Raw genomic sequence first — 24,945 nt, 5'->3', positions numbered from 1 at the left:
AATTTGATGTTCGAATCGATCGAAGAGTATATTTTATCGCATATCGACAGTGAACCACCGTTGTTAAGTGACATGGCACGCGATGCGCAAGCTAATTTGCTCCACGGTCGCATGGTCTCGGGTCATTTGCAGGGACGATTGCTGAAAATGTTCGCACGGATGATTCGGCCTCGTCGAGTGCTCGAAATAGGAACTTATACGGGCTATTCGGCGATATGCCTTGCCGAAGGTATGGATGACGACGCCGAGCTCTACACAATTGAAAAAGATGATGAAATGGAGGATTTTATCCGAAAGTATTTCGATCGATCGGAGCAACAAAACAAAATTCGTTTGATTTTTGGTGATGCCTTGCAAATAATTCCTGCATTTGACGACGATTTTTTCGATATGGCATTCATTGATGGTGATAAACGACAGTACAATGCCTATTTTGAACAGGTTCTCCCTAAAATTCGTCAAGGCGGTTTTATATTAGCCGACAATACTTTGTGGAACGGAAAATTGCTCCAAAAAGTGGCCGGAAATGATTGGCAAACAAAAGGAATTATGGAATTTAACGAATCGCTGGTCAACGATAAGCGCGTTGAGAAGGTTATTTTGCCTGTGCGTGATGGCTTGACACTGATTCAAAAAAAATAAGGGGAAATATACTATGGATTCGAATCGACAACAAAAAATTAATAGACTTATTCAGAAAGAGTTAAGTGAGCTCTTTCTGCTCGAAACAAAAAAGACACATGGTGTGATTGTTTCGGTTACGGGTGTGCGTGTTACGCCTGATCTTAGTCTGGCTCATGCTTATCTGAGCATTTTCCCGTCCGAAGAAGCAGCCGATCTGTTGAAAAACATTAACGATAACGTGAAGTCCATCCGCTACGATTTGGGTAAACGGATTGCAAAACAACTGCGAATTATTCCCGATTTGCGGTTTCATCTTGACGACTCGCTCGATTATATCGAAAATATTGATCGATTATTAAAGAACGATTAATTTCAACCGAAAATTGAACCTTTCGTATTTCATAGCGCGACGATATCTGTTTTCCAAAAAATCGCACAATGCAGTAAATGTTATTTCGGCTATTTCGGTGGTCGGAATAGCTGTTGCTACGATGGCAATGGTGTGTGTCCTTTCAGTTTACAACGGATTTGGTGGATTGGTGGAAGGCATGTTCGGTGCATTCGATCCCGATCTTAAGATTACGGTTAAACAAGGTAAGGTTTTCGATTATCATACGCCTCGATTTGATAGTGCACTTTCTGTAGGTGTTGATTTAATATCGGAAACGCTCGAAGATAATGCTCTGGTCAAATATGAGGATCGTCAGGTTCCTGCCGTGGTGAAGGGCGTTTCACAAGATTTTAAATATCTGGCTGATATGGATAAACTCGTGATCGACGGATCGTTTCTTCTTCGGGAGGATTCTCTTGATTATGTTACTATCGGCGCCGGTTTGGCAGTTGCATTAGGAGTTCGGGCCGGATATTTGGGGAGTATCGAATTTTTTGCACCAAAACGTGATGTGCAGGTAAATTTGGCTAATCCCATTACCGCTTTCACTCAAGGTCATGCTCTTATCGGAGGAGTTTTCAGTCTCAATCAACCGGAATATGACGATCAGATGGTGATTGTTCCGATAGAATTGTCGAGAGAGCTTTTTCGGTATGATAACGAAGTTTCCTCGCTCGAAATCCGATTGAAACCCGATGTTTCTGCAAAGGAGATAAAATCCAGAATTGAACGCATTATTGGCGATCGTTATTTGGTTGAAGATCGTTTCGAGCAGCAAAAAGAATCTTACAATATGTTGCAGATAGAAAAGTGGGTGACATTTCTGATACTTGCTTTCGTTTTGCTGATTGCTGTTTTCAATGTTGTTGGTTCTTTGTCCATGCTCATCGTCGAAAAAGAGTCCGATATTCGGAGTTTGCAGCATCTTGGTGCTTCCAACAGCTTAATTTCCCGCATTTTTTTATACGAAGGCTGGCTTATTGCCTTTATCGGAATTATTGGCGGAATAGTTGTCGGTTTGATTTTATGCTTGTTGCAGCAACATTTTGGGTGGCTACGTCTTAGCGACACACCCGGCGCGTATATCATCGATGCCTATCCTGTCAGGGTATTATTTTCGGATGTAATCATCGTTTTTGTAGTTGTCAGCATCATCGCTATGTTGACGGTGCTTTATCCGGTTCGAAATTTAAATAAACGTCTAAATACTGATTCATTATGAATGTAGCAATTGTCGGAACAGGTTATGTCGGTTTGGTTTCGGGAGCTTGTTTTGCCGAAATGGGTGTAAATGTTACTTGTGTGGATATCGACGAAAAAAAAATCGAACGATTGAAACAAGGCATTATTCCTATTTACGAGCCCGGCTTGAAACCCATTGTGTTGCGAAATATCGAGGCTGAACGTTTGCATTTTACTACCGATTTGCCTTCGATTCTTAACGCGATGGATATCGTATTCATTGCGGTAGGCACGCCATCCGACGAAAATGGTAGTGCCGATCTGAAATATGTTTTTGAAGTAGCTAACACCATTGCCGACAATCTGAGCAATTATATTCTGATCGTTACCAAAAGCACGGTTCCTGTTGGCACTACTCATAAAGTGAAGGCGCTCATAAGACAGCGTCTTGACGAAAGAGGGCTGCATAATCTCGATTTTGATATTGCTTCGAATCCCGAATTTTTGAAGGAAGGTGCTGCAATTGATGACTTTATGAGTCCTGATCGTGTTGTGGTAGGTGTTGAAACCGAGAAGGCTAAAGAATTGATGACGCGATTGTACCGACCGTTTGTATTGAATAATTTCCGTGTCATCTTTATGGATATCCTTTCGTCGGAAATGACTAAATATGCCTCGAATGCCATGCTGGCAACTCGCATTAGTTTTATGAACGATATTGCGAATTTGTGTGAACGTGTAGGTGCCGACGTCAATATGGTGCGTCGTGGCATGGGTAGCGACTCACGCATAGGGAAAAGCTTTTTGTATGCCGGTTGTGGTTACGGCGGAAGTTGTTTTCCAAAAGACATCAGAGCGATTATCAAAATTGGTGAGGATGTGGGTTATGAAATGAAATTGTTGAAGGCGGTTGAGGCTGTGAATAATACGCAAAAAAATATTCTTTTTCGAAAGTTTTCGGAATACTTCGATGGTGATATTCGGGGCAAATTGGTTGCGGTCTGGGGTTTGTCTTTCAAACCCGAAACCGACGATATGCGGGATGCTCCATCGTTGACGCTTATCCGAAGCTTGCTCGATGCGGGCGTGGAAGTTCATGCTTACGATCCTGCGGCAATGGATGAGGCAAAAAAATATCTGGGTGACAGCATTTATTATGCCTCAGACATTTATGATGCGGCTAATAACGCCGACGCACTGATCGTTCCAACAGAATGGAAAGAATTTCGTCTTCCGAATTGGAGTATCCTCAAAAAAATTATGAGAGGCTCTCTTGTCGTGGACGGTCGAAATATTTACAACAGGAATGAGCTGTCATCTTATGGTTTTGAATATCGTGGCATTGGACAATAATAAGATGTTGCAAAGATTTTTTTATATATTCTCATGCGCCGGTTTCACGTGCAGCTTTCGGCGATTTCTGCCGGATTTGTTTCTTACTTTGAAATGTCAATAAATGCCTTTTTTGTTTAAGGCATTTCGGTAACGCGCAGCATTGATGGCGTGCTGTGCAAAATTTTCGGCAAAATTGTGTTTACCCGATAAATCTTCTTTTGCGCACATATACAGATAATTGTGTTTCGTGGGATTGAGCGTGGAGTCGATTGCCTTTATCGAAGGGATGCGAATCGGGCCCGGTGGTAGCCCTGTATGTTTGTATGTATTATAGGGTGAATCTACCGTAAGATGTTCGAAAAGTATTCTTTGCAAGCTAAAATCGCCTATAGCAAATTTTATAGTTGGGTCGGCTTCGAGCTTCATCCCTTTTCGCAACCGATTTAAATATAATCCGGCAATGGTGGAATACTCCTCTACATAGGTGGCTTCTTCTTCCACAATAGAGGCAAGGATCGAGATTTGGATGGGCGACAGCCCTGCTTTTTCGGCCATTGCTTTGCGATTGTCATTCCAAAAAACGTTATATTCCCGTTTCATTCGCGATAGAAAATTCGATACACCGGTGTCCCAATATACTTGATAGGTGTTTGGAATGAACATGGCAGGTATGGTGTGCGTGTCAAAACCCAATGCACTAACCGTAGCTGAATCGTTGAGGGCATCAATTAATGTAATACTGTCGAGCATCAATTGTTGTGAAATACGTCCCGCGAGCGCTTCTTTGGTTCGTATATTGTTGAATGTGAGGTTCACGGGAGTTTGATTACCCGAGCGAAGTGTTCGTATCAGTTCAGGCATTGTCATGCCGTCTTTCACAGCGTAACGACCCGTTTTTATGTTGTCGATATAATTCATTCTTTCAGCAATGAGGCGAAACAATTTTTCGGAAGGAAGTCCTGCTTTTTCTTGAAGTTGTTTTATTACATCTTCGAAATTTTTTTCGTTATCAATGTATATATACGCGGGTTCCTCTAATTGAAATGGTTTAAATATCCCGTTTCTCAAATATATGATGGCTGCAATGCTCATCGTAAACAATATGGACACGATCCAAATTGCGATTTTATGGCTGTTCCTGTTTTGTCTCTTGCTCATTTACTTTTCTTTTATCGAAAAAACGGCACAAATGTAGAAATATTCCTTGAAAATATCCTGTTTCCTTTGACAAGTTGAAAACAAACCATTATCTTTGCAGCCAATTCGATTGCATCAGGAAGTTTGGGTGAGTGGCTGAAACCAGCAGTTTGCTAAACTGCCGTACGGGTAACCGTACCGGGGGTTCGAATCCCCCAGCTTCCGCAAATGATGCTAACTATCAATTAGTTATAATGTTTACCTACATATTTACCTAAAAATATATGCACTTTTTTATGTAATAACATCAAAAAAAGGAATAAACATCGCTGCCTATTCCCCTTAATAAAAATCTTATTTTAAAGTTGATTTGTCAAATTATTGTCTTTCTGTTATTTTTTGACTGACAACGATTACGAGAGGTTTTGTGTTTTACTTATAATTATTTGTAAGAAATTTCTGCATTTTCAATTGCATTGGCAATAGCTATTGATTCAGCAAATGCTATTGATGTTCTTTGACCACCATCCCATTTTGTTTCATACCAATCAGGCATGGCGACCACTCCATACATGGCTATTCCCGTGTTAGCAGTCCATTCAGATTTAATTACTGCCCGTGAAACTCCATTATTTTCACTGAACACAATATTTGCTCTGTAAGAAGTTGATAATTGCAAACAACACTTTCCCTCCGTTGTTATATAGCCTTGATCTTTACTTTCTTTTTCAATCCTGTATCCACGATCAATTAATACTCTTACCATTTCGTCAAAAAGGGCATCTTTTGATACTTTCTTTTCAACGATAAGTTGCGTAGCACCTTTTGGGATAGCATTAATTTGCTCATTTGTGAAACCACGTTCTTTTAAAACACTCATACCACTTCCGCATCCGCTCAAAATGATAGTCAATAGTAATAATATCTTCTTCATATTGCAATATTTAAAGTTTGTTTTTAGTTAATTGTTAATCTCAATTTCAATTCAGTTCGAAATCCTGTTTGATCCGTTCCACCACTTCGTCAAACATTTCATCTGAAAGCTCGTCTATCAAGTCGCCCTGTGCCCGCATGGTCGGCAGAATGTACTTGGCCATCTCCAACAGTACGCTGAATTTCTCGCGTGGCTTCAACTCCGAAAACGAATCGTTTAGCTCGACCATATTGCGCTCTATGAAATCACTGAAAAACTGCCTGATCCTCTCGCTGCTTTTGTTCTTACTGCCGGCAGGCCTGCCCCTGCCTTTGCTCGCCTGGTTGCCGACGACAAATCGACCTTGAGCGTCCTTATTATTGTCATCCATTTTTCACCTCCTTTCTTTGCTCGGCTGCCAGCTGATCAAGATCAAACTGTTTGTAAATTTCAGAATCCTCTTTTGTAAGACAACCTGTAAAGTTTATAGTTGTTAAATCAAGATCAACTTCATGCTCCTCTTCGAGAAACGGCCTTCCGTCTCTGATACTCCATCGGCGAATGTAATGCTTATTCTTATTCTTACTTTTCGCAATCTGCTTTTGCAGCTCCTTAAGTTTTTTTGTTCTTTCTATCCCTTCCATCTTTAATTAATTTTATTGTTAATGTTTCCGTTTTTTCCCGATTGTTAATCGGTTTCAAAGATAATGTTTTAATTCTATAACCTCTTTTAAACCCCTTAATAATGAAAGATGTTTTTCTGTATCCCATTCCCCGCTTCGTATCGCTCGGATCGATCCTCTCACAAATCTATCCGGCTCGCAAATGCAGTAATCGGCTGCTATGTCCACCGGATGATCGGGCAACTGCACGCCGCTAAACCACCGCTCCAGCTCATCCGTTTCGACCTGTATCGCATCCACTTCCGATGTTTCCGATGTTTCCGATGTTTCCGATTTGTCCGAAACATCCAAATCCTTATTGACTTTCCTACTTCGGAGTGATCGCAATTCAAGTTTTAAGAAATAATCCGCAATGTCAAACCCGTTTTCCTTTTCCTCATCGGTCGCTATTTTTTCCAGGTAATCGGACACATATACCTTACAACCATACGCCTGCCGTATCTCGGCGGCTCTCTTTCGCCATAACTCAAACGCCGTTGGGCGGGTGGGCAGCTCTTTGCTTAGATCCGGGAATAGGATCACGGATCGCCCCCTTAGCACTTTTGACTTCTCAACGGTTAAACCGTTGAGGTTACCTGCGGCAAGCCAAACATACTCCGGCATAAATAGGCTTGCAATGATCGCCGTTTTTTCTGACTCAACGATCGCTACCGTTTTATGTGGGTTCGCAGATAGTAAATGTTCACCAAAGTAACATTGTACCAAATTAAAATCGTCGGGCAACGTGCCTGTACGTTTCAGCTTGTTATGAACCCAATCGATAGCACCGCTTTCATCGTGTACACGCTTCCCAGTGGTCGGGTCGTATCGCATGATCTTGCCTGTACGAACGTTCCCATGTATATCAATCTGCCAAAAGATCACGTTCCTATTCCTGGTTGCTCCCAGCTTATAATTGTTGCATACCTCATCGATCGGTATGTTATTAAACATGTTTTCCAGAAATTGCACGAAATCGCTTTCTTTACCTATTGATCTATTCACGTACTCAATAGGTATCAATCCCATCGGTTGAGGTTGTGCCGTCACCATCGGTTGTGCCTGCACTATGGTTGCCATCGGCATTGGGCTATAGCCCTTGAAATCCCGCTTGTGAGGGTTATCAATGTAGTATTGTTTTGGTGTGTAGTGGTAACCACATGAATTGGTGTGGTTACATATTCCCACTGTAGGATGAATAGGTTGTCCCGTTTCACCATCGAGGTATAACGTGAATGAATGACCCCTTTTACATTTTGGGCACGTTTTCCGACTGTCTCTCCCGGTGTACGGCTGCAAATAGGGCTGTTTGTACGTTTTATTCATTTTTTACTTCTTATCAAAAGTTAAACTCCGCTCCTACAAAGGCTTTGATTTGGTTCGGGTATGCCCATACCATATCAGGGGTAAAAAATCACGAAAATATTCGGTTCGGGTTGTCCTATAAACATTTTGCAAATATGGCTGTAAGTGTTTTGCAGACAACGTTTGATTTGGTTTGGGTATGCCCATACCATATTGCCCAAACCCATACCAATGGATATGGTTCGAGTTTGGGTACGCCCTTATATATAAAGGGCGACCCATACCGAATCGGTTAAACCATAAAATTAAACTCATTGATAAATCCATTGATAAACTCATACTAAATTATCGTGTAAATGGTTTGTCTCCCCTTCTCCTCCCACTTGATAAGCTCTTTATTTTTGAAATGCGAAATAAATTGCTTGGCTTTTGCTATTCCTATATTCCCGTATGCATTTTGTACCGCAAAAACAAAATCCCCATATTTCATTTGAGGCTCTTTCTCGAACATCCGCCCAAGTATGCCGGTGTGTTCCTCATCAGTCCAGTCGGTTGGTCGAACAACTTTCTTTTTGTCGGGTGTTTTCCTCAACGCATCCGCATCTTCCTCCGACAAAATGTATGGCAAACCGTCTTCAACGCCAAATACGATTGATGCCGGTTCTTTGTCTCGGGTGGCTATTGGAATGATCTCGGAGTATTCCTCATTATTATCAATCTTATTCACGCCCAAAACGGCCAGTGATTTATTCATCAATTCCGTTCCCACGTGTCCTCGAGCGTTGTTATCAGCCTTGTTCATATGCAGCACACAACAAATGTGGATCATCCGCTCCGTGCTCCATTTGAGTAGTTTGCTTGTTATCATTGTGGCTTGTTCCTCGTCGTTGATAGATGTAATCAGGTCACGTATTCCGTCTATCACTACAAATCCGAGATTTGGCATACTATATATAAGGTTCTCGATGACCTGCAACCTCTCGGGTGGCGAATATGGCCTCAACGTGTGTGCATGGAAGTTTGGCAAATCATCGCTCATATAGTCCTTATTCAAAATCCCGAAAACACGCCTGGCACTCGTTTTGGCGTAAAATTCGCTTTGTTCGGTGTCAACCAGTAGCACGTCCTGTTTATCAAACGGCAGCTCTCCGCGAATTCTTTCGTTAACTGACGTATTTCCTGCCATCGCCGCCAGGATAAGCCCGGATGCAAATGTTTTCCTTGATTTCGCCTTGCCTATGATCGTCGAAATGTCCCCGAGTCCCAAAACTGGTGCATCATCGATAAAGAGACAATAAGGAGGCCTCTCCGTATCGACCGCCAGATCCATTTTTGATGATCGGACTATTTCCTGCACCTGCCAATCGGACAACTGCGTTACCGCACCGCCTGTGGCTGTATATGGTGGCGCTGGTTCGACGATCGGTTGCTCCTTTAACCCTTGTTCCAGCTGCGCCGTATGCACCTTGAAATCGGCTAAAAAATTTCTGTCGTTATTTTCCATAGCTTTGCCCCTTTGCCCTTTTTATAGTAAATACTTTCTTGGGGTTGCATGGCATTTCAAACCAATCGGCAATATGACCTGTAAGCGAGCATCTGTCCCGCCCCCAATAGCGAATGTAATCGTTTTTTACCAGATACCAGAGAGACTGCCTGACTTGTTGGGTATCAAAATCGTAACCTTTGAATTTCAGTTCAACATCCACCATGTTTACTGTCCCTGCCCCGCTTTTCCTTAATTGTCTATACACGATCAGTGTTCGCTTCAAAAAACTACTTTCTTTTTTTTCGGATTTATGTTTCTCATTACAAAGATTTTGAGTATCTTTGTCCTGTCCAATCACGCCTCCAACGTTGATGATATTATCGCCCTTCGTCGGTCCCTGCCGACGGGGGCGTTGTTCGTTTTGTGTCATGATTTTACGCCTCCCTATTCTGTTTATTTTCGTTGAATAATTCGAGTGCTTTTTCCACGTCTACGATAATGACACGTCCTTGTTGCGAAACGGCGTCTTTGAGGATCGTATCCTTGTATCGTTGAGCGGTTGCATGTGAGACGCCAAAAAGCTCTCGGATACCTTTCAATCCTTTGACGTAACGTGGGTGATCTTTTGTCGCAACTTTTCTGTTTCCAAGTGCTTTTTCCACTGCGGAATAGATCGCTTTCTCAAAATCGGTTTCACTTATCAAAACCATTGTGTTTGTTTTAGAAAAATCCATAATGTTTGAATTTTAGTGTGAGTACTCCAGCTTGTGCCTCGCTTGCGTACCTCCGAATAGTTCGCACTTTCTATTCGTTTTACACGATACAAATTTACGAATGAATGTTACCTTGATGTACAATAATATACTAATAATTAATTAGTTAAGGTCGATGAGGTTGGTCGATTTTTCGGTTATCATTGGTTATCATGGTCGAAATATGTCGTTAAGGTGGTCGATTTTAGAAATAAAAAAAAGGTGCATATTTCAGCACCTTATTTAATATTATTCATTTTGGTTGGACAGTTTAAAAATAATGTTTTGCTAAAATCTTTGCCAATTTGCTGTTATCATTGTTTGTGTCCGTATTGTATCTTAATTTTTCTGTTATTTTATCCTTACTGTTTTTGTAAAGAAACATTTTATCCATATCCGTTGCCTTAATTTTCAGTTTGCGTCTAAATACGTGTGCATCCGCCTGTTTATTCCAGATAGGTTTCTCAGCTCCATCAGGCAATCGTTTGTAATCAATGATGCTTTCTATCACATCAGCATCAAAGCGCTCTAAAAACGGCTCTAAATCAGCCGACAAGTCCTTGTACTTTTTCTCCAGATATTTATCGAATGTTTCCTTTAGTATGTATTCCAGATCATCAAATAAAATCGCATCGATCCACATAAGGACAAACCAAACTTTCTTCACTTTCTTCACTTCCTTCACTTCCTTCACTTCCTCCGACTTCACTTCCTCCGACTTCACTTCCTCCGACTTCACTTCCTCCGATTTTAATTCTTCCTCCGACTTTAATTCATTGAATTGTCGTTTACATTCGATTAATTGATCTATTGCTTCTTTCCTGTCTGTTATATCCTTCAGCCATCCATCGATAACATCCTGAATTTGATTTTTGTATGTTCCGCATTGTGTGACAAAACCAAATTCGGTTATTTTGCCGTGAATGCTATCTATATAATCATTGATGTGGCTACCTCCTATATACTTTTGTAACTCATTTATTTTGTTTTTGTAGGCTGTATCATCATATAGCGGACTTTTTGGTTTTAAATTATAGGCTTCATTTCTCAACGATACACATTTATTTACCACGTCGTAATGATTTGCCAATTCAGTTTTTTTGTTGTAAAAAAATTCAACCAGCTCAAAAACTTTATTTGTTTCCATTGTGCATAATTTATAAGTTAAATTTATCCATCTCGTTTTTCTTTGCCGTGTCCGCTATAGCGATATACGGTTTCATGGCATTATAATCGCTGTGCCCCGTCCATTTCATCACTACGTTAACGGGGATACCTTTCATCAACGCGTTACTGATGAACGTTCTGCGGGCTGTATGCGTGCATATCATTTCGTACTTTGGTCTAACTTCCTCGATCCGTTCATTTCCTTTATAATATACCTCCGTAACGGGTGTATCAATTCCGCAAAGCTTGGCCATCTCTTTCAAATATTCGTTTGATCGCTGGTTGCTTATTACCGGCAAAGCTCTGTCATAAGGAAATTGTTCATCTTTGTATTTGTCCAGTATCGCTGCGGAATACTTGTTCAACTCAATTTTCAGATTGTCCGAATCCTTGATTGAGGTTAACGAAATATAGGTCTCATGAATATTAGAACGTTTCAAGTTCGCCGTATCCGAATAGCGAAGTCCTGTAAAGCAACTGAAACAAAACACATCTCTTACCCTTGTGAGATATTTTTTGTTGTCTGGAAACTCAAAATTATAAACACGGATCAATTCCTCCCAGTCAAGGAAAACAATTTCTTTGTCTGTCGATTTGATCGTTTTTATCTTTGGGTTGAATGACAGAAAAGCCGCTTCATTGTTATAACCCTTCTTTGTCGCCCACCTCAAAAACCATTTCAGAAAACTTATTCGGTTTTTGATTGTGCTGTTTCTCATTCCCTGTACATCCCCAGTTAATGGTACATTTTTGAGATAGTCCATGAATGAAATTAAACCGCTCTCATTAAGATTTTCGTATTTCAAGGCAGGGTTAAATGTTCTCAAATGGTTCTTTAAAGCATTGAATTTTTCAACGGTTGAAACAGTCCAGTCGTTAAGCTTACCTACTTCACTTATAAACTCATCCATATGATCAAAGATGGTTTCAGCTTTCTTTTTAGTCTTATTGGTACGGAATTTCTCGGCAAACTCATCTTTTAAATTAAAATTGGTCGTGTCTGAAATCTCGATTTGATTTTCAAGTTTAGAAAAATAACTCTCAATTTCAGATAACTTGTTATTGATCACATTGTAGGTAATCCCGTTTGCATTGGAAAACCCTTGATTTACTCTTTGGCGTTCCCTATTCCATTTGTCGGGCGAAATGCTGTATCCCGTCGTCGTTAACAGTCTTTCTCCTTTGATCACGATCGAAACATTTATCGGGTGATCTCCTTTTTTGTTTGATCGTGTGTCGAGGTAAAAATTTGTTGCCATTACAGTAGGTATTTATTATTTACCTACAAATTTACCTACAATAAATGATATATCAAAACATATTACGCTAAACTTTATCGAATTAAAAGTATTATAATATACACATAAACAGATTATTGGTTTTATTGAATCAAATTCCGATAAATTGTGCGGGTAGTACCCCAGCTTCCGCAATGATATTAGAATCAATTCGTTGTGAAATCTATCACATCAAGTGCCCACATTCGTAGTGGAATAACCTTAATTTCGTAAAAATTCCTACTTTTTCTTCATCAAACATAGACAGGTCTATAGCCCTTTACCGGTCTGAGTAAACAAGATAGCATTCTTCGAATCACCGGCAAAAATATGTGTTATGGCATCAACATTGGTCTCTATAGAATGGAAACGGCTCATCGTCGATTACTGAAATTTGTCAGATTCGGAGTTGAGGTGGTTGAAAGTCTTAACATATTGTTTATCAATATTTACGTCGAAAAATTCCTTTTTTGGAATTTGTGCAAGGTCAACAAGAGCGAAGTACGACGCAAATACGACCATAGTATCATTCGAACAATGATGAATTCGGAAGGGAATTTCAAATTGCGAATGACGAGTTACTAATTTTAATTCTGTTTGGTTTCTCTTTGACTGACGCGGATAATCCCGGATAAATGTGTTCAAGGTTTCTGAAGAAATAGGTTTTGTCTATTTTGTTTCGAAAAAATCTATCAAAAATATGTTGTACGGCATATTTTTTGTTGTATCTTTGTTGTGATTTTAATGGCAAGTGAGTTATTAAGAATCATTTTTTAGGTTATCAAAACATATTGTAATGGCTTCTTAAAGCGAGGTTGCCGATAATCATAAACAAAGAAAGGAATAATTATGGATATCAAAAACCTGACAAAAGAAGAAATTCTGTCGCAGATCAAGTATCTGGAACGGAATATTTTCAACGGGTCTGTGGTACATCGTATGTACAAAATCAACAGACTTAGAGAGCTGAAATCGTGCTTGCAACATTGAGCAAGCCACACTTATGATGTTGAAGCTGAGTAATCGTTTTTTAGGATGGTTGCAGAAGCTTTGTTTCGAAATTCAATTTAAATTAACAATAAATTCAAAGGCTGCCGTTAGGCAGCTTTTTTAGTTTTTAAATGACAAAAAGTAAAGAAAATACTTTTTTTGATAGCAAATTTTCAATCCAGAAGCTTTTTTATTATTTTTGTGGTCGATAATTTCTTCAATTTTCAAAATAAAAAAACAAACAATATGAATCCTTTATCGGCAAGATTGGCAGCCCTTTCGCCATCCGAGACGCTGGCAATGTCGCAAAAAAGCAATGAACTCAAGGTTCGGGGTATCGATGTTATAAATCTGAGCGTGGGAGAACCCGATTTTTTTACTCCCGATCACATCAAGGAAGCTGCCAAAAAGGCAATCGACGATAACTTTTCGTTCTATGCACCGGTTTCCGGCTTTTTGGACTTACGAAAAGCAATCTGCGAGAAGCTGAAAAAGGAAAACGGTTTGGATTATAAACCCGATCAGATCGTTTGTTCGAATGGTGCAAAACATTCCATCTACAATTTGATTCTTGCGCTTGTGGATAAGGACGAAGAGGTGATCATCCCGGCACCCTATTGGGTCAGCTATCCCGAAATGGTGAAGTTAGCCGAAGGCAAGTCGGTTTTCGTGGAAGCCGGCATAGAACAAGATTTTAAGATTACGGGGCAACAATTGGAAGAGGCGATTACGCCAAAAACCAAAGCCCTGATACTTTGCTCTCCATCGAATCCCACGGGAAGTGTTTATTCGAAAGCAGAACTGAAAGAATTGGCTGATGTGCTGGTCAAATATCCGAATGTTTTTGTTATCGCTGACGAAATTTACGAACATATCAATTATGTAGGAAAACACGAAAGTATTTCGCAGTTCGCTGAAATTCGCGATCGCGTGATCATCGTCAATGGCGTTTCGAAAGGTTACGCCATGACCGGTTGGCGTTTGGGGTGGATAGCTGCACCCAAGTGGATTGCTGATGCGTGCAGCACATTGCAGGGACAAAACACATCGTCCCCTTCGTCTATTTCACAGAAAGCTGCATTGGCTGCCTACACGGGTGACCAGTCTTGCGTGGAAACCATGCGCTTAGCTTTCGAAAGAAGAAAAAATTTGATTGTGGGTTTGTTGAGCGAAATTCCGGGACTGAAGGTTAATAATCCGATGGGAGCATTTTATGTATTTCCGGAATGTGACTATTATTTCGGGAAATCGTATAATGGTCGAGTAATCAACGATTCACCCGATTTGGCCATGTATCTGCTCGAAGAAGGTCATGTGGCCTGCGTAGGCGGTGCTGCTTTTGGAGCTCCCAAATGCATTCGTCTATCGTATGCTACTTCCGACGAAAACATTACGAAAGCCGTTGCCCGGATCAAAGAGGCTTTGGCTAAATTGTCGTAAGTAGAAAATATATAGAAAAGAAAAAAGTTATATCGAAAAAAACCGCCGGGGAAATTTCCTTAGCGGTTTTTTTTTCGTGGATGTTTGCAAACTTTCAGAACGACACTTTTACCATCACCGGAAAGTGGTCGGAGGGAAACCGTCCATATTGTTGTTCGTTGAGAACTCCATATTTTTTGACGACAATGCCATCGGTAACCCATATGTAGTCAATGCGTTCGCTGCAGGGCGAATGCAAATCAAAATTATTGAAAGTGCCTAAAGTTCCGTATGGCGGCTCTTTTGCGATTTGATAGGAATCCCTTAATTTACCGTCTTTGTAAATGACTTGAATGGGATCGTCGTCGGGAGTGGCATTGAAATCGCCCGTGCAGAAGACTGGCAAGTTACCTGCAATTTCTTTGATTTTAGCTAATAGAAGCAAAGACGAATTGTGTCGTGCCACTTTGCCTTGGTGATCGAAATGGGAGTTGAAAAAATAAAATTCGCGACCCGATTTCTTTTCACGGAATTTTCCCCACGAACAAATGCGGTTGCAGCAAGTTGCATCCCAACCTTTCGAGGGAACAGCGGGTGTTTCGGAATACCAAAAATTGCCCGAATCGAGCAGTTCGAAACGGTTGACTTTGTAGAAAACAGCCGAATGTTCGCCGGCGTCTTTTCCGTCGTCGCGGCCGGCGCCCGTGTAGGCATAGTTTCCAAGTTCGAGTATTCCGTCGAGCTGGTGCTTAAAGCCTTCCTGCGTTCCAAAAATATCAAAATCGTGGAATCGAATGAGCGATTTGACCATCTCCTTTCGATGCGACCAGGAATTGAGGCTGTCGCTTGGCGTGTCCAGACGCAGATTAAATGTGGCCACATTCATCTTACATGTGTTTTGTGCAAAAATGCCGGACATCGACATTGCAATACACGCTAAAATTAGAACTAATTTTTTCATTTTATGGGTTATTTTTGATTTTTGAATAGTTGACCATTGTCCAAACCGGCAAATGATCGGAAGCGACAGGTTCGTTTTCGACTTTGGTAATTGAAATTTTGAAAGAAAAAAACGGATTTTTCTTTGCCCAAATGTAATCGATACATTTCACCGGGCGATCTGAGGGGAAAGTCGCTTTTGACGGATCATTCAACATCATCCAATTTTTTGACAACAAATTTATTTCTTCGGAAGTCGCATCCGAATTGAAATCGCCTGCCAAAAATACCGGTTTGTGCAAATATTTCCCTACAGCCGCATTTATTCGGTCCGCCGAAGCCATTCTGTCCTCGTAGGTAAGCGACCAATGTGTGCAGCCAATCACATAGTTGGGCATTTCCACGATAAGGAAACTCCTCGATTCCTCACGACCGGGCAGCGGAATGACTTCTTTGTGAAGCGGCTTTTCTTTCGTCAGAATTCCTATCCCATAACCTCCGCCCTGATAATCGATAGATTTGCTGTAGGAGGCGTACATCCCTGTGCGCTTTGCCAACTCGTCGAGAATCACTTCGCCATTGCTTCGTGCCGTTGCACTGTCAAGTTCTTGCAGCGCCGCGCAATCGGGATGAATCGATCGGATGATTCCGGCAATTCGGTTATAATCGGTTTTTTCGTCCATCCCCCTTGCATTACGAATGTTATAGGTAAGAATTTTTATCTCATTTATGCCGTTATTTTGCTGCCGTTTCGTGATAGCACAGCTTCCAAAACCAATCAGGAGGAACAGACAGCTATAGAGTAAAAAACGTTTCATGTATAAAATTTTTCAAAGATAGCACATTTTTTGCGGTCGGAATGCGTCTCGAAAGGGATAAAACGTCAACGCATTCGCCTTTATTTACCGGCTGCTTTACAAAAGGGCGATTTGCATTTTTTCGATTGTTGTTTTTCAATTTATTGCTACCTTTGCAACCTGATTTTTAAAAGGAAAAATTTAGTTCGAAAATGGATAAGAAATTCCCGGAATACGATCATCTGGATTTATCGGCAGTCAACAAAGAGATGCTGAAAGAATGGGAAGATAAGGATATCTTTCGGAAAAGTCTGGAAACGCGCGAAGGCCACCCACGGTTCATTTTTTACGAAGGACCGCCGTCGGCTAACGGAATGCCCGGCATTCATCACGTTATCGCTCGTTCGATAAAGGATATTTTCTGCCGATACAAAACGATGAAGGGTTTTCTTGTCAATCGTAAAGCAGGGTGGGATACACACGGCCTTCCTGTGGAACTCGGTGTGGAAAAATCTCTTGGAATTACCAAAGAAGACATCGGCAAGAAAATTTCGGTGGAAGAATACAATGCTGCTTGTCGCAAAGAGGTGATGAAATACACCAAGGAATGGGAAACACTCACCAAAGAAATGGGTTATTGGGTGGATATGACCGATCCTTACATTACTTACGACAATCGATATATCGAAACGCTTTGGTATTTGATCAAGGATTTGTACGGCAAAGGATTGCTTTATAAAGGCTATACCATTCAGCCTTATTCTCCTGCAGCAGGTACAGGGTTGAGTACGCACGAACTCAATCAGCCCGGATGTTATCGCGATGTGAAAGACACTACGTGTACGGCGCAGTTTAAAATAAAAAATCCGCTTCCGGAATGGAGCGAATTTGGTGAACCGTTTTTCCTGGCCTGGACGACTACCCCCTGGACGTTGCCGTCCAATGTGCTTTTGGCCGTAGGGCCTGATATTGAATATGCTGCTGTTCAGACATATAATCCCTATACCGGCAAACCGATGACCGCTATATTGGCCGAAAGTTTGATTAAATCGTATTTTCCCGACAAAAACGCCAATTTGAAATTGGAAGATTACAAAGAAGGCGACAAAAATATTCCGTTTCGCGTTCTCGAAAAAAGATGGAAAGGAAAGGAACTTGCCGGATTGGAATATGAACAACTTTTCCCCTGGGTAAAAACGTCAGGAAATGCGTTGAAGGTAGTTACAGGCGATTTTGTGTCTACCGAAGATGGAACAGGAATCGTGCATATCGCACCGACTTTTGGAGCCGACGATGCCAAAGTAGGCAAGGAGAATGATGTCCCCGGTCTTATGCTTCGCGACAGGAACGGAGCACTTCGTCCGATGGTAGATTTGACCGGAAAATATTTCCGTATCGAGGATCTCGATCCCGATTTCGTTAAGGAAAACGTAAATGTAGAGTTATACAGTCGCTATGCCAGCCGATATGTGAAAAACGATTACGACGAAACGCTTACGGCTGAGGATAGCACCCTAGATATCGATTTGTGTGTGGATCTCAAGCAACAAAATCGAGCATTTCGCATCGAAAAACACGTCCACAGTTACCCGCATTGTTGGCGAACAGACAAACCCGTTCTTTATTATCCGCTCGACAGCTGGTTTATTCGCACTACTGCCCGCAAGGAAAGACTTATCGAGCTCAACAATACGATTAATTGGAAGCCTCAATCCACAGGAACGGGACGTTTCGGGAAATGGCTCGAAAACCTTCAGGACTGGAATTTGAGCCGCAGCCGTTATTGGGGAACGCCTCTTCCGATTTGGCGCACCGAAGACGGACAGGAAGAAAAATGCATTGGATCGGTAAAGGAGTTATGCGATGAGATGCAGAAAGCTTTGGATGCGGGCGTGATGAACGAATTGCCGTGGAAAGATTTCAAACCGGAAGACTATCAGCCGTTGCATTACGAAAAAATCGATTTGCATCGTCCTTATGTGGATAACATCGTGCTGGTTTCGGAAAGCGGAAAGCCTATGCATCGCGAGACAGATTTGCTCGATGTTTGGTTCGACAGTGGTTCTATGCCCTTTGCTCAAGTGTTTTATCCGCATATTTCCGAAGAAGAATTCAGTAAAATTTATCCGGCCGATTTCATTGCCGAAGGTGTCGATCAAACGCGTGGATGGTTTTTCACGCTACATGCCATCAGCACGCTGGTTAAAGATAGTGTAGCATTTAAAAATGTGGTTTCCAATGGATTGGTTTTGGATAAAAACGGCAACAAGATGTCAAAGCGTTTGGGAAATGCCGTCGATCCATTTGAAACAATCGAAAAATACGGTTCCGATCCTTTGCGTTGGTACATGATAACCAATGCTTCGCCTTGGGACAATCTGAAGTTCGATATCGACGGCGTGGAGGAAGTAAGAAGAAAATTTTTCGGAACGCTATATAATACATATTCGTTTTTTGCGCTTTATGCCAATGTTGACGATTTTTACAATCAATATCCTCAAATAGCTATCGAAAAGCGTCCTGAAATCGATCGTTGGATCATTTCGTTATTGAATTCGCTTATTGAAGAAGTGGATACCGATTTCGATAGCTACGAACCGACAAAAGCCGGACGAGCCATTTCGGATTTTGTGAACGACAATTTGAGCAACTGGTATGTTCGCCTCAACAGGAAACGTTTCTGGGGAGGAGAAATGACCGAGGATAAGCTTTCGGCCTATCAGACGTTGTACACTTGTTTGGTTACTGTGGCCAAACTCATGGCGCCTATTTCGCCTTTTTATGCCGATAAACTTTATCTTGACCTCACTGCTGCAGTGAATGACGAAAAATTCGAATCGGTGCATTTGGCCGATTTTCCCAAGGCCGATGCATCGCTGATTGATAAAACATTGGAAGACAGAATGTATTTGGCACAAACGGCATCGTCCATTGTTCTCGCCTTGCGGAGGAAGGTAAATCTGAAAGTGCGTCAGCCACTTTCGAAAATTATGATTCCGGTAACGGACGAGACTCAAAAAGCCAATATCGAAGCAGTGAGTGGTCTCATCCTGAGTGAGGTAAACGTGAAGTCGATCGAATTTGTGGATTCGGCAAATGCCATGCTTGTGAAACGGGTGAAGCCCGATTTCAAAAAACTCGGGCCTCGTTATGGCAAAATAATGAAACAATTAGCTCCGAAAATTCAGTCGATGACGCAGGACGAAATAAATTCACTGGAGAAAAATGGCCGTTATACCTTATCGATTGAGGGTGTTGAAGCCACGATTACGCTTGATGACGTGGAAATTATTTCGGAAGATATTCCGGGATGGCTTGTTGGCAACGAAGGCCGCTTGACGATTGCGCTCGACATCACGGTAACCGACGATTTGCGCAAGGAAGGAATAGCTCGCGAATTGGTAAATCGTATTCAAAACCTTCGCAAGGCGAAAAATTTTGAGATTACCGATCGCATCTCTATTCAAATTTCATCCGATCCGGCATTTGACGATGCTATTCGCGAATATGCCGATTATATCAAACAGCAGGTTTTGGGCGACAACCTCGTGATTTCGAAAGAAAAATTTGAAGATGAAATTGAAATTGACGATAAACCATTAACGATAAGCATCAAAAAAAATAATTGAGAAATTGCGCTTTTTCGTATATTTGAACAAAAAATAATAAGTGTGCGTTTAAAGCCAATAATTTAATATTGAAAAACGATTAAAAACAACAATTATGAGCGAAAAAACAAGATATTCGGATGAGGAGCTCGAAGAATTCCGTATTTTGATAAACGAAAAGCTGGAAGTGGCAAAACGTGAATATGAAAACCTTCGTGCAGCAGTGATGAATGCCGACGGCAACGATACCGTAGATACATCACCTACGTTTAAGAATATGGAAGAAGGTGCTTCTACCCTTTCGAAGGAAGAAGCAGGGCGGTTGGCTCAACGACAAATGAAATTTATCCAAAATCTGCAGGCAGCATTAGTGCGTATCGAAAACGGCACTTACGGAATTTGTCGCGAGACCGGCAAATTGATTCCGAAAGAGCGACTGCGCGCCGTGCCACATGCCACATTGAGTATTGAAGCAAAAGAGGCAAAAAAAAGAAAATGAAATCAGTTTCAGACGCGATTTTGTCCTCGTTTTTTCGAAATCCGAACGAACCAATTTTAGAAAACCGACATGTCGCGACAAAAAGATTGTATGAAGAATAAAATCTCCAAAGGCGTCATTGCCGTACTTACAGTTTTGCTGGTGTTGTTGATAGACCAACTTTCCAAAATTTGGGTAAAGACGCACATGGCGCTCTACGATTCATTCGACATTACGAATTGGTTCAAAATCTATTTTGTCGAAAATAACGGAATGGCATTCGGAATCGAAGCATTTGGGAAAATGTTTCTGTCTATTTTCCGAATAGGAGCTGTCGTGCTAATTATTATTTATTTAAAGAGACTGGTTAAAGAAAACTACAAAACGGGGTTCATAGTCTGTATTTCGCTAATTTTGGCAGGAGCATCTGGAAACATCATCGACAGTGTTTTTTACGGCACCATTTTCGAAGCGAGTTATCCGGGTCATGTAGCTTCTTTGGTCCCATTTGGCGAAGGATATTCTTCCCTACTGCATGGTAAAGTTGTCGATATGCTTTACTTTCCGTTGTTCGAAGGAACATTTCCGGAATGGTTACCATTTATTGGTGGGCAGGATTACCTTTTCTTCAGATTTATATTCAACATAGCCGATTCGGCCATTACGGTTGGAGTCATTATCCTGCTTTTGTTTTACAGAAAGACGTTATCCTATTCTTTGATGTCGAAAAAAGAAAAAGAAAAGCTTGCGCTAAACAGAGAAGAAAAAATTATCAGAGGTGAGGTTTAAGAGCATTGCATACTTTTTTTTGATTATCTTGTCGGGTGAAATTATTTTATCGTGCAGCAACCGACCCAAAGAGGTTTTGAACCGAAAAAAGATGGAGCAGTTGATGTATGATATCTATGTAGCCGAATCTATGATCGAAAATGATTATGCGTCGTTTGACTCACCCGAAAAAAAAGAAGCCCTTATTAACGAAGTATTCCGTAAACACGGCATAACTCCATCCCAATGGGATACTTCACTTTCTTGGTATTCTGATCATGTGGACATTTATTTGAAAATGAACGATTCGGTGAAGTCGCGTTTGAAACGGGAGCAGCTACGTATCGAACGAATGATTTCGCAAGAATATTCGCGAGAACAGGAATTGAATCGACGGAATCGTTCTCGTTCGTATATTCCGTCTTCGTATATATTTGGGTTGACAGAAGATGGCTCAGGATTTTCTTTTCAACTTTCAAAACCCGAAATCGATCAATATGCCTCTGCAAATCTCGATTTTCATTTCGACGCAATTGGCATTCCCGTCAGAGCCTCGTATGATATTCAATCCATGTTAATTCTCGAGTACAAAGATACTACAGTCTATCGTTCGGTATCGGTTTCGTCCAATACCCATTATTCGCTCCCGATTTCAAAATACATAACGAACGATACGCTGCAAAGCGCAAGCGGATTTGTGAAAATGCGTAAGAATCAGTTTGTTCCTTCATTTATTCAACTCTATAATATTTCTTTAGCAGAAAGTTCGCAGGAAAAACAAAGATCTCGGTCGAGCGAAATTTCCGGTGAAAAAATAATTGACCACACCATTCTTACCGACTCAATTCAGTAGATGAACCCGAATTTTTTTTATTATGAATACAATATGAATGTTAGAAAGTGCAAAAACCAAAAAAAATATCTATTTTTGCATCGTAAATGACGTTTGACAATTTAAAAATCTATAATTCAATTTATTAAACTAAATTAAATGGAAAAAAAGAGAGTTTACACCTTCGGTAACGGTGCAGCCGAAGGTCGTGCAGACATGAAAAATCTGCTCGGTGGAAAAGGTGCTAATCTTGCCGAGATGAATCTGATAGGAGTTCCTGTTCCACCGGGTTTCACAATCACGACAGAAGTGTGTACCGAATACAACGAATTAGGAAAAGATTACGTTGTAAGCGTATTGAAGGATGAAGTGGAAAAAGCCATCGAAGAAATCGAAAGGCTGACCGGAACCAAGTTTGGAGATAAAGACAATCCTTGTCTGGTTTCCGTTCGTTCGGGGGCGCGGGTTTCTATGCCCGGAATGATGGATACGGTTCTCAATCTGGGCTTGAATGACGAGTCGGTAGAGGGTATCGCAAAAAAAACCGGTAACGCTCGTTTTGCGTGGGATTCCTATCGTCGATTCATTCAGATGTACGGAGATGTTGTTCTCGGATTGAAACCTCAAACTAAAGAAGATATTGATCCGTTTGAGGAAATCATGGATGAGGTAAAACAGGCGAAAGGCATTCATAACGACACCGAACTTTCGACAGAAGATTTGAAAGAACTTGTCAAGAGATTCAAACTTGCCGTTAAAGAGCGTACCGGTAACGATTTTCCCGAAAATCCATGGGATCAGCTTTGGGGTGCGGTTTGTGCAGTTTTCGACAGTTGGATGAACGAGCGTGCTATCTTCTATCGGAAAATGAACAATATCCCCGAAGAATGGGGAACCGCCGTTAACGTGCAGGCCATGGTATATGGCAATATGGGGAATACATCCGGAACGGGTGTGGCCTTTACGCGCGATGCAGCCACCGGCGAAGATATTTTTAATGGCGAATATCTGATCAACGCGCAAGGCGAAGACGTTGTGGCAGGTGTACGTACGCCACAACAGATAACCCTCGAAGGATCGCGCCGCTGGGCTAAGCAGCAAGGAATTTCGGAAGAAGAACGAGCGGCAAAATATCCTTCCCTGGAAGAAAGTATGCCCGAGTGCGCAAAGGAGCTGATAGAGGTACAGCAAAAATTGGAAGATTATTTCAAAGATATGCAGGATTTGGAGTTTACCATTCAGGACGGAAAACTTTGGTTGCTTCAGACTCGTAGTGGAAAACGCACGGGTGGCGCGATGGTTAAAATTGCCATGGACATGCTTCGCCAGGGATATATTGACGAAAAGACCGCGTTGAAACGCTGCGATCCCGAAAAACTCGACGAATTGCTGCATCCGGTTTTCGATAAAAAAGCTTTGTCTGCTGCCAAACCCGTAACAAGGGGTATTCCTGCATCGCCCGGAGCTGCAACAGGACAAATCGTTTTTCATGCCGACGAAGCCGAAGAGTGGGCGAGCAACGGAAAAAAAGTGATCCTTTGCCGAATTGAAACATCTCCGGAAGACTTACGCGGTATGGCTACGGCTCAAGGCATCCTTACCGCTCGCGGAGGAATGACATCTCATGCAGCGGTTGTTGCCCGCGGTATGGGGAAATGTTGTGTATCGGCGGCCAATAATATGGTTATCGATTACAAAGCCCGTACGTTGACAATCAATGGAAAGGAAATGAAAGAAGGCGATTGGATTTCAATCGACGGAACGACCGGTTACGTTTATGAAGGAAAAATTCAGACGCAAGACGCCGAACTGAATGATGATTTTTCGGCTTTGATGGAGCTTGCGGACAAGTATGCCCGCATGGAAGTCAGGACGAATGCCGATACACCTCGTGATGCTCGCACGGCACGCAATTTTGGAGCGAAAGGTATTGGCTTGTGCCGCACCGAACACATGTTTTTTGAAGACGACAAAATTCTGGCCATGCGAGAGATGATTCTTGCCAAGGATGAACAAGGTCGTCGCAAAGCGCTCGAAAAATTATTGCCTTTGCAAAAAACCGACTTCAAAGGCATTTTCCGGACTATGGATGGACTTCCTGTTACCATTCGTCTGCTCGATCCTCCATTGCACGAGTTTGTTCCTCATGATGAAAAGGGACAGATGGAAATGGCCAAAGTGATGGGGATCTCTTATAAGGACATTCACGACAGGGTGGAAGATCTCATCGAAGCCAATCCGATGTTGGGACTTCGTGGTTGTCGTTTGGGTAATCTTTATCCCGAAATCACCGAGATGCAAGCGCGCGCTATCATCGAAGCTGCCCTGGAATTGAAAAAAGAAGGAGTTGAAGCCATTCCCGAAATCATGGTACCTCTAACGGGCATTGTTCACGAATTTAAGGCTCAGAAGGAGATTATAGAAAGTACTATCAAAAAAGTATTCTCTGAACAAAATGATTCTGTGGAATATAAGATTGGAACAATGATCGAAATCCCGCGAGCTGCATTAACAGCTCACCGCATTGCAGAAGAAGCCGATTTCTTTTCATTTGGCACGAATGACTTAACACAGATGACATTCGGTTACAGTCGCGACGATGTCGCGAAATTCCTTCCGATGTACATCGATAAAGGGTTTTTGAAGCACGATCCTTTTGCCGTGCTCGATCAAAAAGGAGTGGGACGACTGATGAGAATGGCTATACAGGAAGGCCGTAGCGTGAAACCCACCCTCAAATGCGGATTGTGCGGCGAACATGGCGGCGAACCTTCTTCGGTGAAATTCTGCCATACCATTGGTCTTAATTACGTATCGTGTTCTCCGTTTCGAGTTCCGATTGCTCGTCTCGCAGCTGCACAGGCTGCTATCGAAGGGTAGCTA

24 protein-coding genes and 1 tRNA gene are annotated in these 24,945 nt (G+C 41.7%); 13 read left to right on the top strand and 12 right to left on the bottom strand.

The annotated features are described in order from the left end of the window. Positions 1–6 precede the first annotated feature (6 nt). The 4 genes from EJN84_RS08315 to EJN84_RS08300 are packed head-to-tail and all read left to right on the top strand — an operon-like array spanning position 7 to position 3,550. Positions 7–642, top strand: a complete 636-nt coding sequence (locus EJN84_RS08315) for an O-methyltransferase (protein WP_101487105.1) — start codon at positions 7–9, stop codon at positions 640–642. Between the two features lie 13 nt (positions 643–655). Then, the gene (rbfA, locus tag EJN84_RS08310; RefSeq protein WP_129594987.1) at positions 656–994 is read left to right on the top strand and encodes a 30S ribosome-binding factor RbfA; all 339 of its coding nucleotides are present in this window, start codon (positions 656–658) and stop codon (positions 992–994) included. Between the two features lie 13 nt (positions 995–1,007). Beyond that, positions 1,008–2,237 carry an FtsX-like permease family protein gene (locus EJN84_RS08305; RefSeq protein ID WP_129594986.1) on the top strand — a complete coding sequence of 410 codons (1,230 nt, stop codon included), beginning with the start codon at positions 1,008–1,010 and terminating at the stop codon, positions 2,235–2,237. Then, positions 2,234–3,550 (top strand): UDP-glucose dehydrogenase family protein, encoded by a 1,317-nt coding sequence (locus EJN84_RS08300; RefSeq protein WP_101487108.1) that lies wholly within the window; start codon positions 2,234–2,236, stop codon positions 3,548–3,550. The genes EJN84_RS08305 and EJN84_RS08300 overlap by 4 nt, the downstream gene beginning before the upstream one ends. Positions 3,551–3,646: 96 nt before the next feature. Here the strand turns inward: EJN84_RS08300 and mltG are convergent, their stop codons facing one another. Continuing rightward, positions 3,647–4,690 carry an endolytic transglycosylase MltG gene (gene mltG / locus EJN84_RS08295; RefSeq protein ID WP_129594985.1) on the bottom strand — a complete coding sequence of 348 codons (1,044 nt, stop codon included), beginning with the start codon at positions 4,688–4,690 and terminating at the stop codon, positions 3,647–3,649. 117 nt (positions 4,691–4,807) lie between these two features. On the opposite strand from mltG, the gene EJN84_RS08290 reads away from it, so the two are divergent. Continuing rightward, positions 4,808–4,894: transfer RNA gene (locus EJN84_RS08290), tRNA-Ser, on the top strand. A gap of 217 nt (positions 4,895–5,111) precedes the next feature. On the opposite strand, the gene EJN84_RS08285 is transcribed toward EJN84_RS08290, so the two are convergent. The 4 genes from EJN84_RS08285 to EJN84_RS08270 are packed head-to-tail and all read right to left on the bottom strand — an operon-like array spanning position 5,112 to position 7,570. Next, a complete protein-coding gene (locus EJN84_RS08285; protein ID WP_129594984.1) occupies positions 5,112–5,603 on the bottom strand; it encodes a hypothetical protein in 492 nt (163 codons plus the stop codon). 46 nt (positions 5,604–5,649) lie between these two features. Beyond that, positions 5,650–5,973, bottom strand: a complete 324-nt coding sequence (locus EJN84_RS08280) for a hypothetical protein (protein WP_129594983.1) — start codon at positions 5,971–5,973, stop codon at positions 5,650–5,652. Beyond that, positions 5,966–6,226, bottom strand: coding sequence for a hypothetical protein (locus tag EJN84_RS08275; protein WP_129594982.1), 261 nt, complete (start codon positions 6,224–6,226; stop codon positions 5,966–5,968). The genes EJN84_RS08280 and EJN84_RS08275 overlap by 8 nt, the downstream gene beginning before the upstream one ends. Positions 6,227–6,280: 54 nt before the next feature. Beyond that, positions 6,281–7,570, bottom strand: a complete 1,290-nt coding sequence (locus EJN84_RS08270; protein WP_129594981.1) for a DUF6965 family protein — start codon at positions 7,568–7,570, stop codon at positions 6,281–6,283. Positions 7,571–7,704: 134 nt separating this feature from the next. Here EJN84_RS08270 and EJN84_RS12255 point away from each other — a divergent pair, with 134 nt between their 5' ends. Continuing rightward, positions 7,705–7,845, top strand: coding sequence for a hypothetical protein (locus EJN84_RS12255; protein ID WP_165004194.1), 141 nt, complete (start codon positions 7,705–7,707; stop codon positions 7,843–7,845). Between the two features lie 44 nt (positions 7,846–7,889). Here EJN84_RS12255 and EJN84_RS08265 read toward each other — a convergent pair whose 3' ends face one another. The 5 genes from EJN84_RS08265 to EJN84_RS08245 form a co-directional block, all read right to left on the bottom strand. Next, entirely contained in the window at positions 7,890–9,053 is a 1,164-nt protein-coding gene (locus EJN84_RS08265; protein WP_129594980.1) for an AAA family ATPase, read from the bottom strand. Next, on the bottom strand, positions 9,043–9,465 hold the full coding sequence (locus EJN84_RS08260; protein ID WP_129594979.1) for a hypothetical protein: 423 nt from the start codon (positions 9,463–9,465) through the stop codon (positions 9,043–9,045). Before EJN84_RS08260 ends, EJN84_RS08265 begins: the two co-directional genes overlap by 11 nt. 4 nt (positions 9,466–9,469) lie before the next feature. Beyond that, positions 9,470–9,769: a DUF3853 family protein gene (locus tag EJN84_RS08255; protein ID WP_129594978.1), complete on the bottom strand. Its 300-nt coding sequence runs from the start codon at positions 9,767–9,769 to the stop codon at positions 9,470–9,472. A 289-nt stretch (positions 9,770–10,058) separates the two neighbouring features. After that, positions 10,059–10,934 (bottom strand): hypothetical protein, encoded by an 876-nt coding sequence (locus EJN84_RS08250; RefSeq protein WP_129594977.1) that lies wholly within the window; start codon positions 10,932–10,934, stop codon positions 10,059–10,061. 10 nt (positions 10,935–10,944) lie between these two features. After that, entirely contained in the window at positions 10,945–12,213 is a 1,269-nt protein-coding gene (locus tag EJN84_RS08245) for a site-specific integrase (protein WP_129594976.1), read from the bottom strand. Between the two features lie 867 nt (positions 12,214–13,080). On the opposite strand from EJN84_RS08245, the gene EJN84_RS12250 reads away from it, so the two are divergent. Together EJN84_RS12250 and EJN84_RS08240 are read left to right on the top strand one after the other, a co-directional pair. Further along, positions 13,081–13,221, top strand: a complete 141-nt coding sequence (locus EJN84_RS12250) for a hypothetical protein (protein WP_165004191.1) — start codon at positions 13,081–13,083, stop codon at positions 13,219–13,221. Between the two features lie 246 nt (positions 13,222–13,467). Next, a complete protein-coding gene (locus EJN84_RS08240) occupies positions 13,468–14,661 on the top strand; it encodes a pyridoxal phosphate-dependent aminotransferase (protein WP_129594975.1) in 1,194 nt (397 codons plus the stop codon). 94 nt (positions 14,662–14,755) lie between these two features. On the opposite strand, the gene EJN84_RS08235 is transcribed toward EJN84_RS08240, so the two are convergent. Both EJN84_RS08235 and EJN84_RS08230 read right to left on the bottom strand, forming a co-directional pair. After that, positions 14,756–15,601, bottom strand: a complete 846-nt coding sequence (locus EJN84_RS08235) for an endonuclease/exonuclease/phosphatase family protein (protein WP_129594974.1) — start codon at positions 15,599–15,601, stop codon at positions 14,756–14,758. 1 nt (position 15,602) lies between these two features. Beyond that, positions 15,603–16,397: an endonuclease/exonuclease/phosphatase family protein gene (locus EJN84_RS08230; RefSeq protein WP_129594973.1), complete on the bottom strand. Its 795-nt coding sequence runs from the start codon at positions 16,395–16,397 to the stop codon at positions 15,603–15,605. Positions 16,398–16,588: 191 nt separating this feature from the next. Here EJN84_RS08230 and ileS point away from each other — a divergent pair, with 191 nt between their 5' ends. The 5 genes from ileS (at position 16,589) to ppdK (ending at position 24,942) form a co-directional block, all read left to right on the top strand. Then, positions 16,589–20,005 (top strand): isoleucine--tRNA ligase, encoded by a 3,417-nt coding sequence (gene ileS / locus EJN84_RS08225; protein WP_129594972.1) that lies wholly within the window; start codon positions 16,589–16,591, stop codon positions 20,003–20,005. 94 nt (positions 20,006–20,099) lie between these two features. Continuing rightward, positions 20,100–20,483, top strand: coding sequence for a TraR/DksA family transcriptional regulator (locus EJN84_RS08220; protein WP_101487113.1), 384 nt, complete (start codon positions 20,100–20,102; stop codon positions 20,481–20,483). 90 nt (positions 20,484–20,573) lie between these two features. Further along, a complete protein-coding gene (locus EJN84_RS08215; protein ID WP_129594971.1) occupies positions 20,574–21,251 on the top strand; it encodes a lipoprotein signal peptidase in 678 nt (225 codons plus the stop codon). Beyond that, positions 21,241–22,083, top strand: a complete 843-nt coding sequence (locus tag EJN84_RS08210) for a DUF4296 domain-containing protein (protein WP_262707353.1) — start codon at positions 21,241–21,243, stop codon at positions 22,081–22,083. The genes EJN84_RS08215 and EJN84_RS08210 overlap by 11 nt, the downstream gene beginning before the upstream one ends. Before the next feature lie 138 nt (positions 22,084–22,221). After that, positions 22,222–24,942 carry a pyruvate, phosphate dikinase gene (ppdK, locus tag EJN84_RS08205; protein WP_129594969.1) on the top strand — a complete coding sequence of 907 codons (2,721 nt, stop codon included), beginning with the start codon at positions 22,222–22,224 and terminating at the stop codon, positions 24,940–24,942. Positions 24,943–24,945: the final 3 nt, after the last annotated feature.

This window comes from Seramator thermalis (assembly GCF_004138125.1).
Lineage (GTDB): Bacteria > Bacteroidota > Bacteroidia > Bacteroidales > Dysgonomonadaceae > Seramator > Seramator thermalis.
The sequence above is the reverse complement of the archived record's forward strand: the minus strand, read 5'-3'. Positions and strand labels throughout refer to the sequence as shown.

What these genes read in the sequence shown, in the direction of transcription:
- EJN84_RS08275 (WP_129594982.1), bottom strand. Translation starts at nt 6,226, where the DNA reads ATGGAAGGGATAGAAAGAACAAAAAAACTTAAGGAGCTGCAAAAGCAG.
- EJN84_RS08235 (WP_129594974.1), bottom strand. Translation starts at nt 15,601, where the DNA reads ATGAAAAAATTAGTTCTAATTTTAGCGTGTATTGCAATGTCGATGTCC.
- EJN84_RS08300 (WP_101487108.1), top strand. Translation starts at nt 2,234, where the DNA reads ATGAATGTAGCAATTGTCGGAACAGGTTATGTCGGTTTGGTTTCGGGA.
- ppdK (WP_129594969.1), top strand. Translation starts at nt 22,222, where the DNA reads ATGGAAAAAAAGAGAGTTTACACCTTCGGTAACGGTGCAGCCGAAGGT.
- EJN84_RS08260 (WP_129594979.1), bottom strand. Translation starts at nt 9,465, where the DNA reads ATGACACAAAACGAACAACGCCCCCGTCGGCAGGGACCGACGAAGGGC.
- EJN84_RS08230 (WP_129594973.1), bottom strand. Translation starts at nt 16,397, where the DNA reads ATGAAACGTTTTTTACTCTATAGCTGTCTGTTCCTCCTGATTGGTTTT.
- EJN84_RS12255 (WP_165004194.1), top strand. Translation starts at nt 7,705, where the DNA reads ATGGCTGTAAGTGTTTTGCAGACAACGTTTGATTTGGTTTGGGTATGC.
- EJN84_RS08245 (WP_129594976.1), bottom strand. Translation starts at nt 12,213, where the DNA reads ATGGCAACAAATTTTTACCTCGACACACGATCAAACAAAAAAGGAGAT.
- EJN84_RS08240 (WP_129594975.1), top strand. Translation starts at nt 13,468, where the DNA reads ATGAATCCTTTATCGGCAAGATTGGCAGCCCTTTCGCCATCCGAGACG.
- EJN84_RS08270 (WP_129594981.1), bottom strand. Translation starts at nt 7,570, where the DNA reads ATGAATAAAACGTACAAACAGCCCTATTTGCAGCCGTACACCGGGAGA.
- mltG (WP_129594985.1), bottom strand. Translation starts at nt 4,690, where the DNA reads ATGAGCAAGAGACAAAACAGGAACAGCCATAAAATCGCAATTTGGATC.
- ileS (WP_129594972.1), top strand. Translation starts at nt 16,589, where the DNA reads ATGGATAAGAAATTCCCGGAATACGATCATCTGGATTTATCGGCAGTC.
- EJN84_RS08265 (WP_129594980.1), bottom strand. Translation starts at nt 9,053, where the DNA reads ATGGAAAATAACGACAGAAATTTTTTAGCCGATTTCAAGGTGCATACG.
- EJN84_RS08250 (WP_129594977.1), bottom strand. Translation starts at nt 10,934, where the DNA reads ATGGAAACAAATAAAGTTTTTGAGCTGGTTGAATTTTTTTACAACAAA.
- EJN84_RS08285 (WP_129594984.1), bottom strand. Translation starts at nt 5,603, where the DNA reads ATGAAGAAGATATTATTACTATTGACTATCATTTTGAGCGGATGCGGA.
- EJN84_RS08315 (WP_101487105.1), top strand. Translation starts at nt 7, where the DNA reads ATGTTCGAATCGATCGAAGAGTATATTTTATCGCATATCGACAGTGAA.
- EJN84_RS12250 (WP_165004191.1), top strand. Translation starts at nt 13,081, where the DNA reads ATGGATATCAAAAACCTGACAAAAGAAGAAATTCTGTCGCAGATCAAG.
- EJN84_RS08215 (WP_129594971.1), top strand. Translation starts at nt 20,574, where the DNA reads ATGAAGAATAAAATCTCCAAAGGCGTCATTGCCGTACTTACAGTTTTG.
- EJN84_RS08255 (WP_129594978.1), bottom strand. Translation starts at nt 9,769, where the DNA reads ATGGATTTTTCTAAAACAAACACAATGGTTTTGATAAGTGAAACCGAT.
- EJN84_RS08220 (WP_101487113.1), top strand. Translation starts at nt 20,100, where the DNA reads ATGAGCGAAAAAACAAGATATTCGGATGAGGAGCTCGAAGAATTCCGT.
- EJN84_RS08280 (WP_129594983.1), bottom strand. Translation starts at nt 5,973, where the DNA reads ATGGATGACAATAATAAGGACGCTCAAGGTCGATTTGTCGTCGGCAAC.
- rbfA (WP_129594987.1), top strand. Translation starts at nt 656, where the DNA reads ATGGATTCGAATCGACAACAAAAAATTAATAGACTTATTCAGAAAGAG.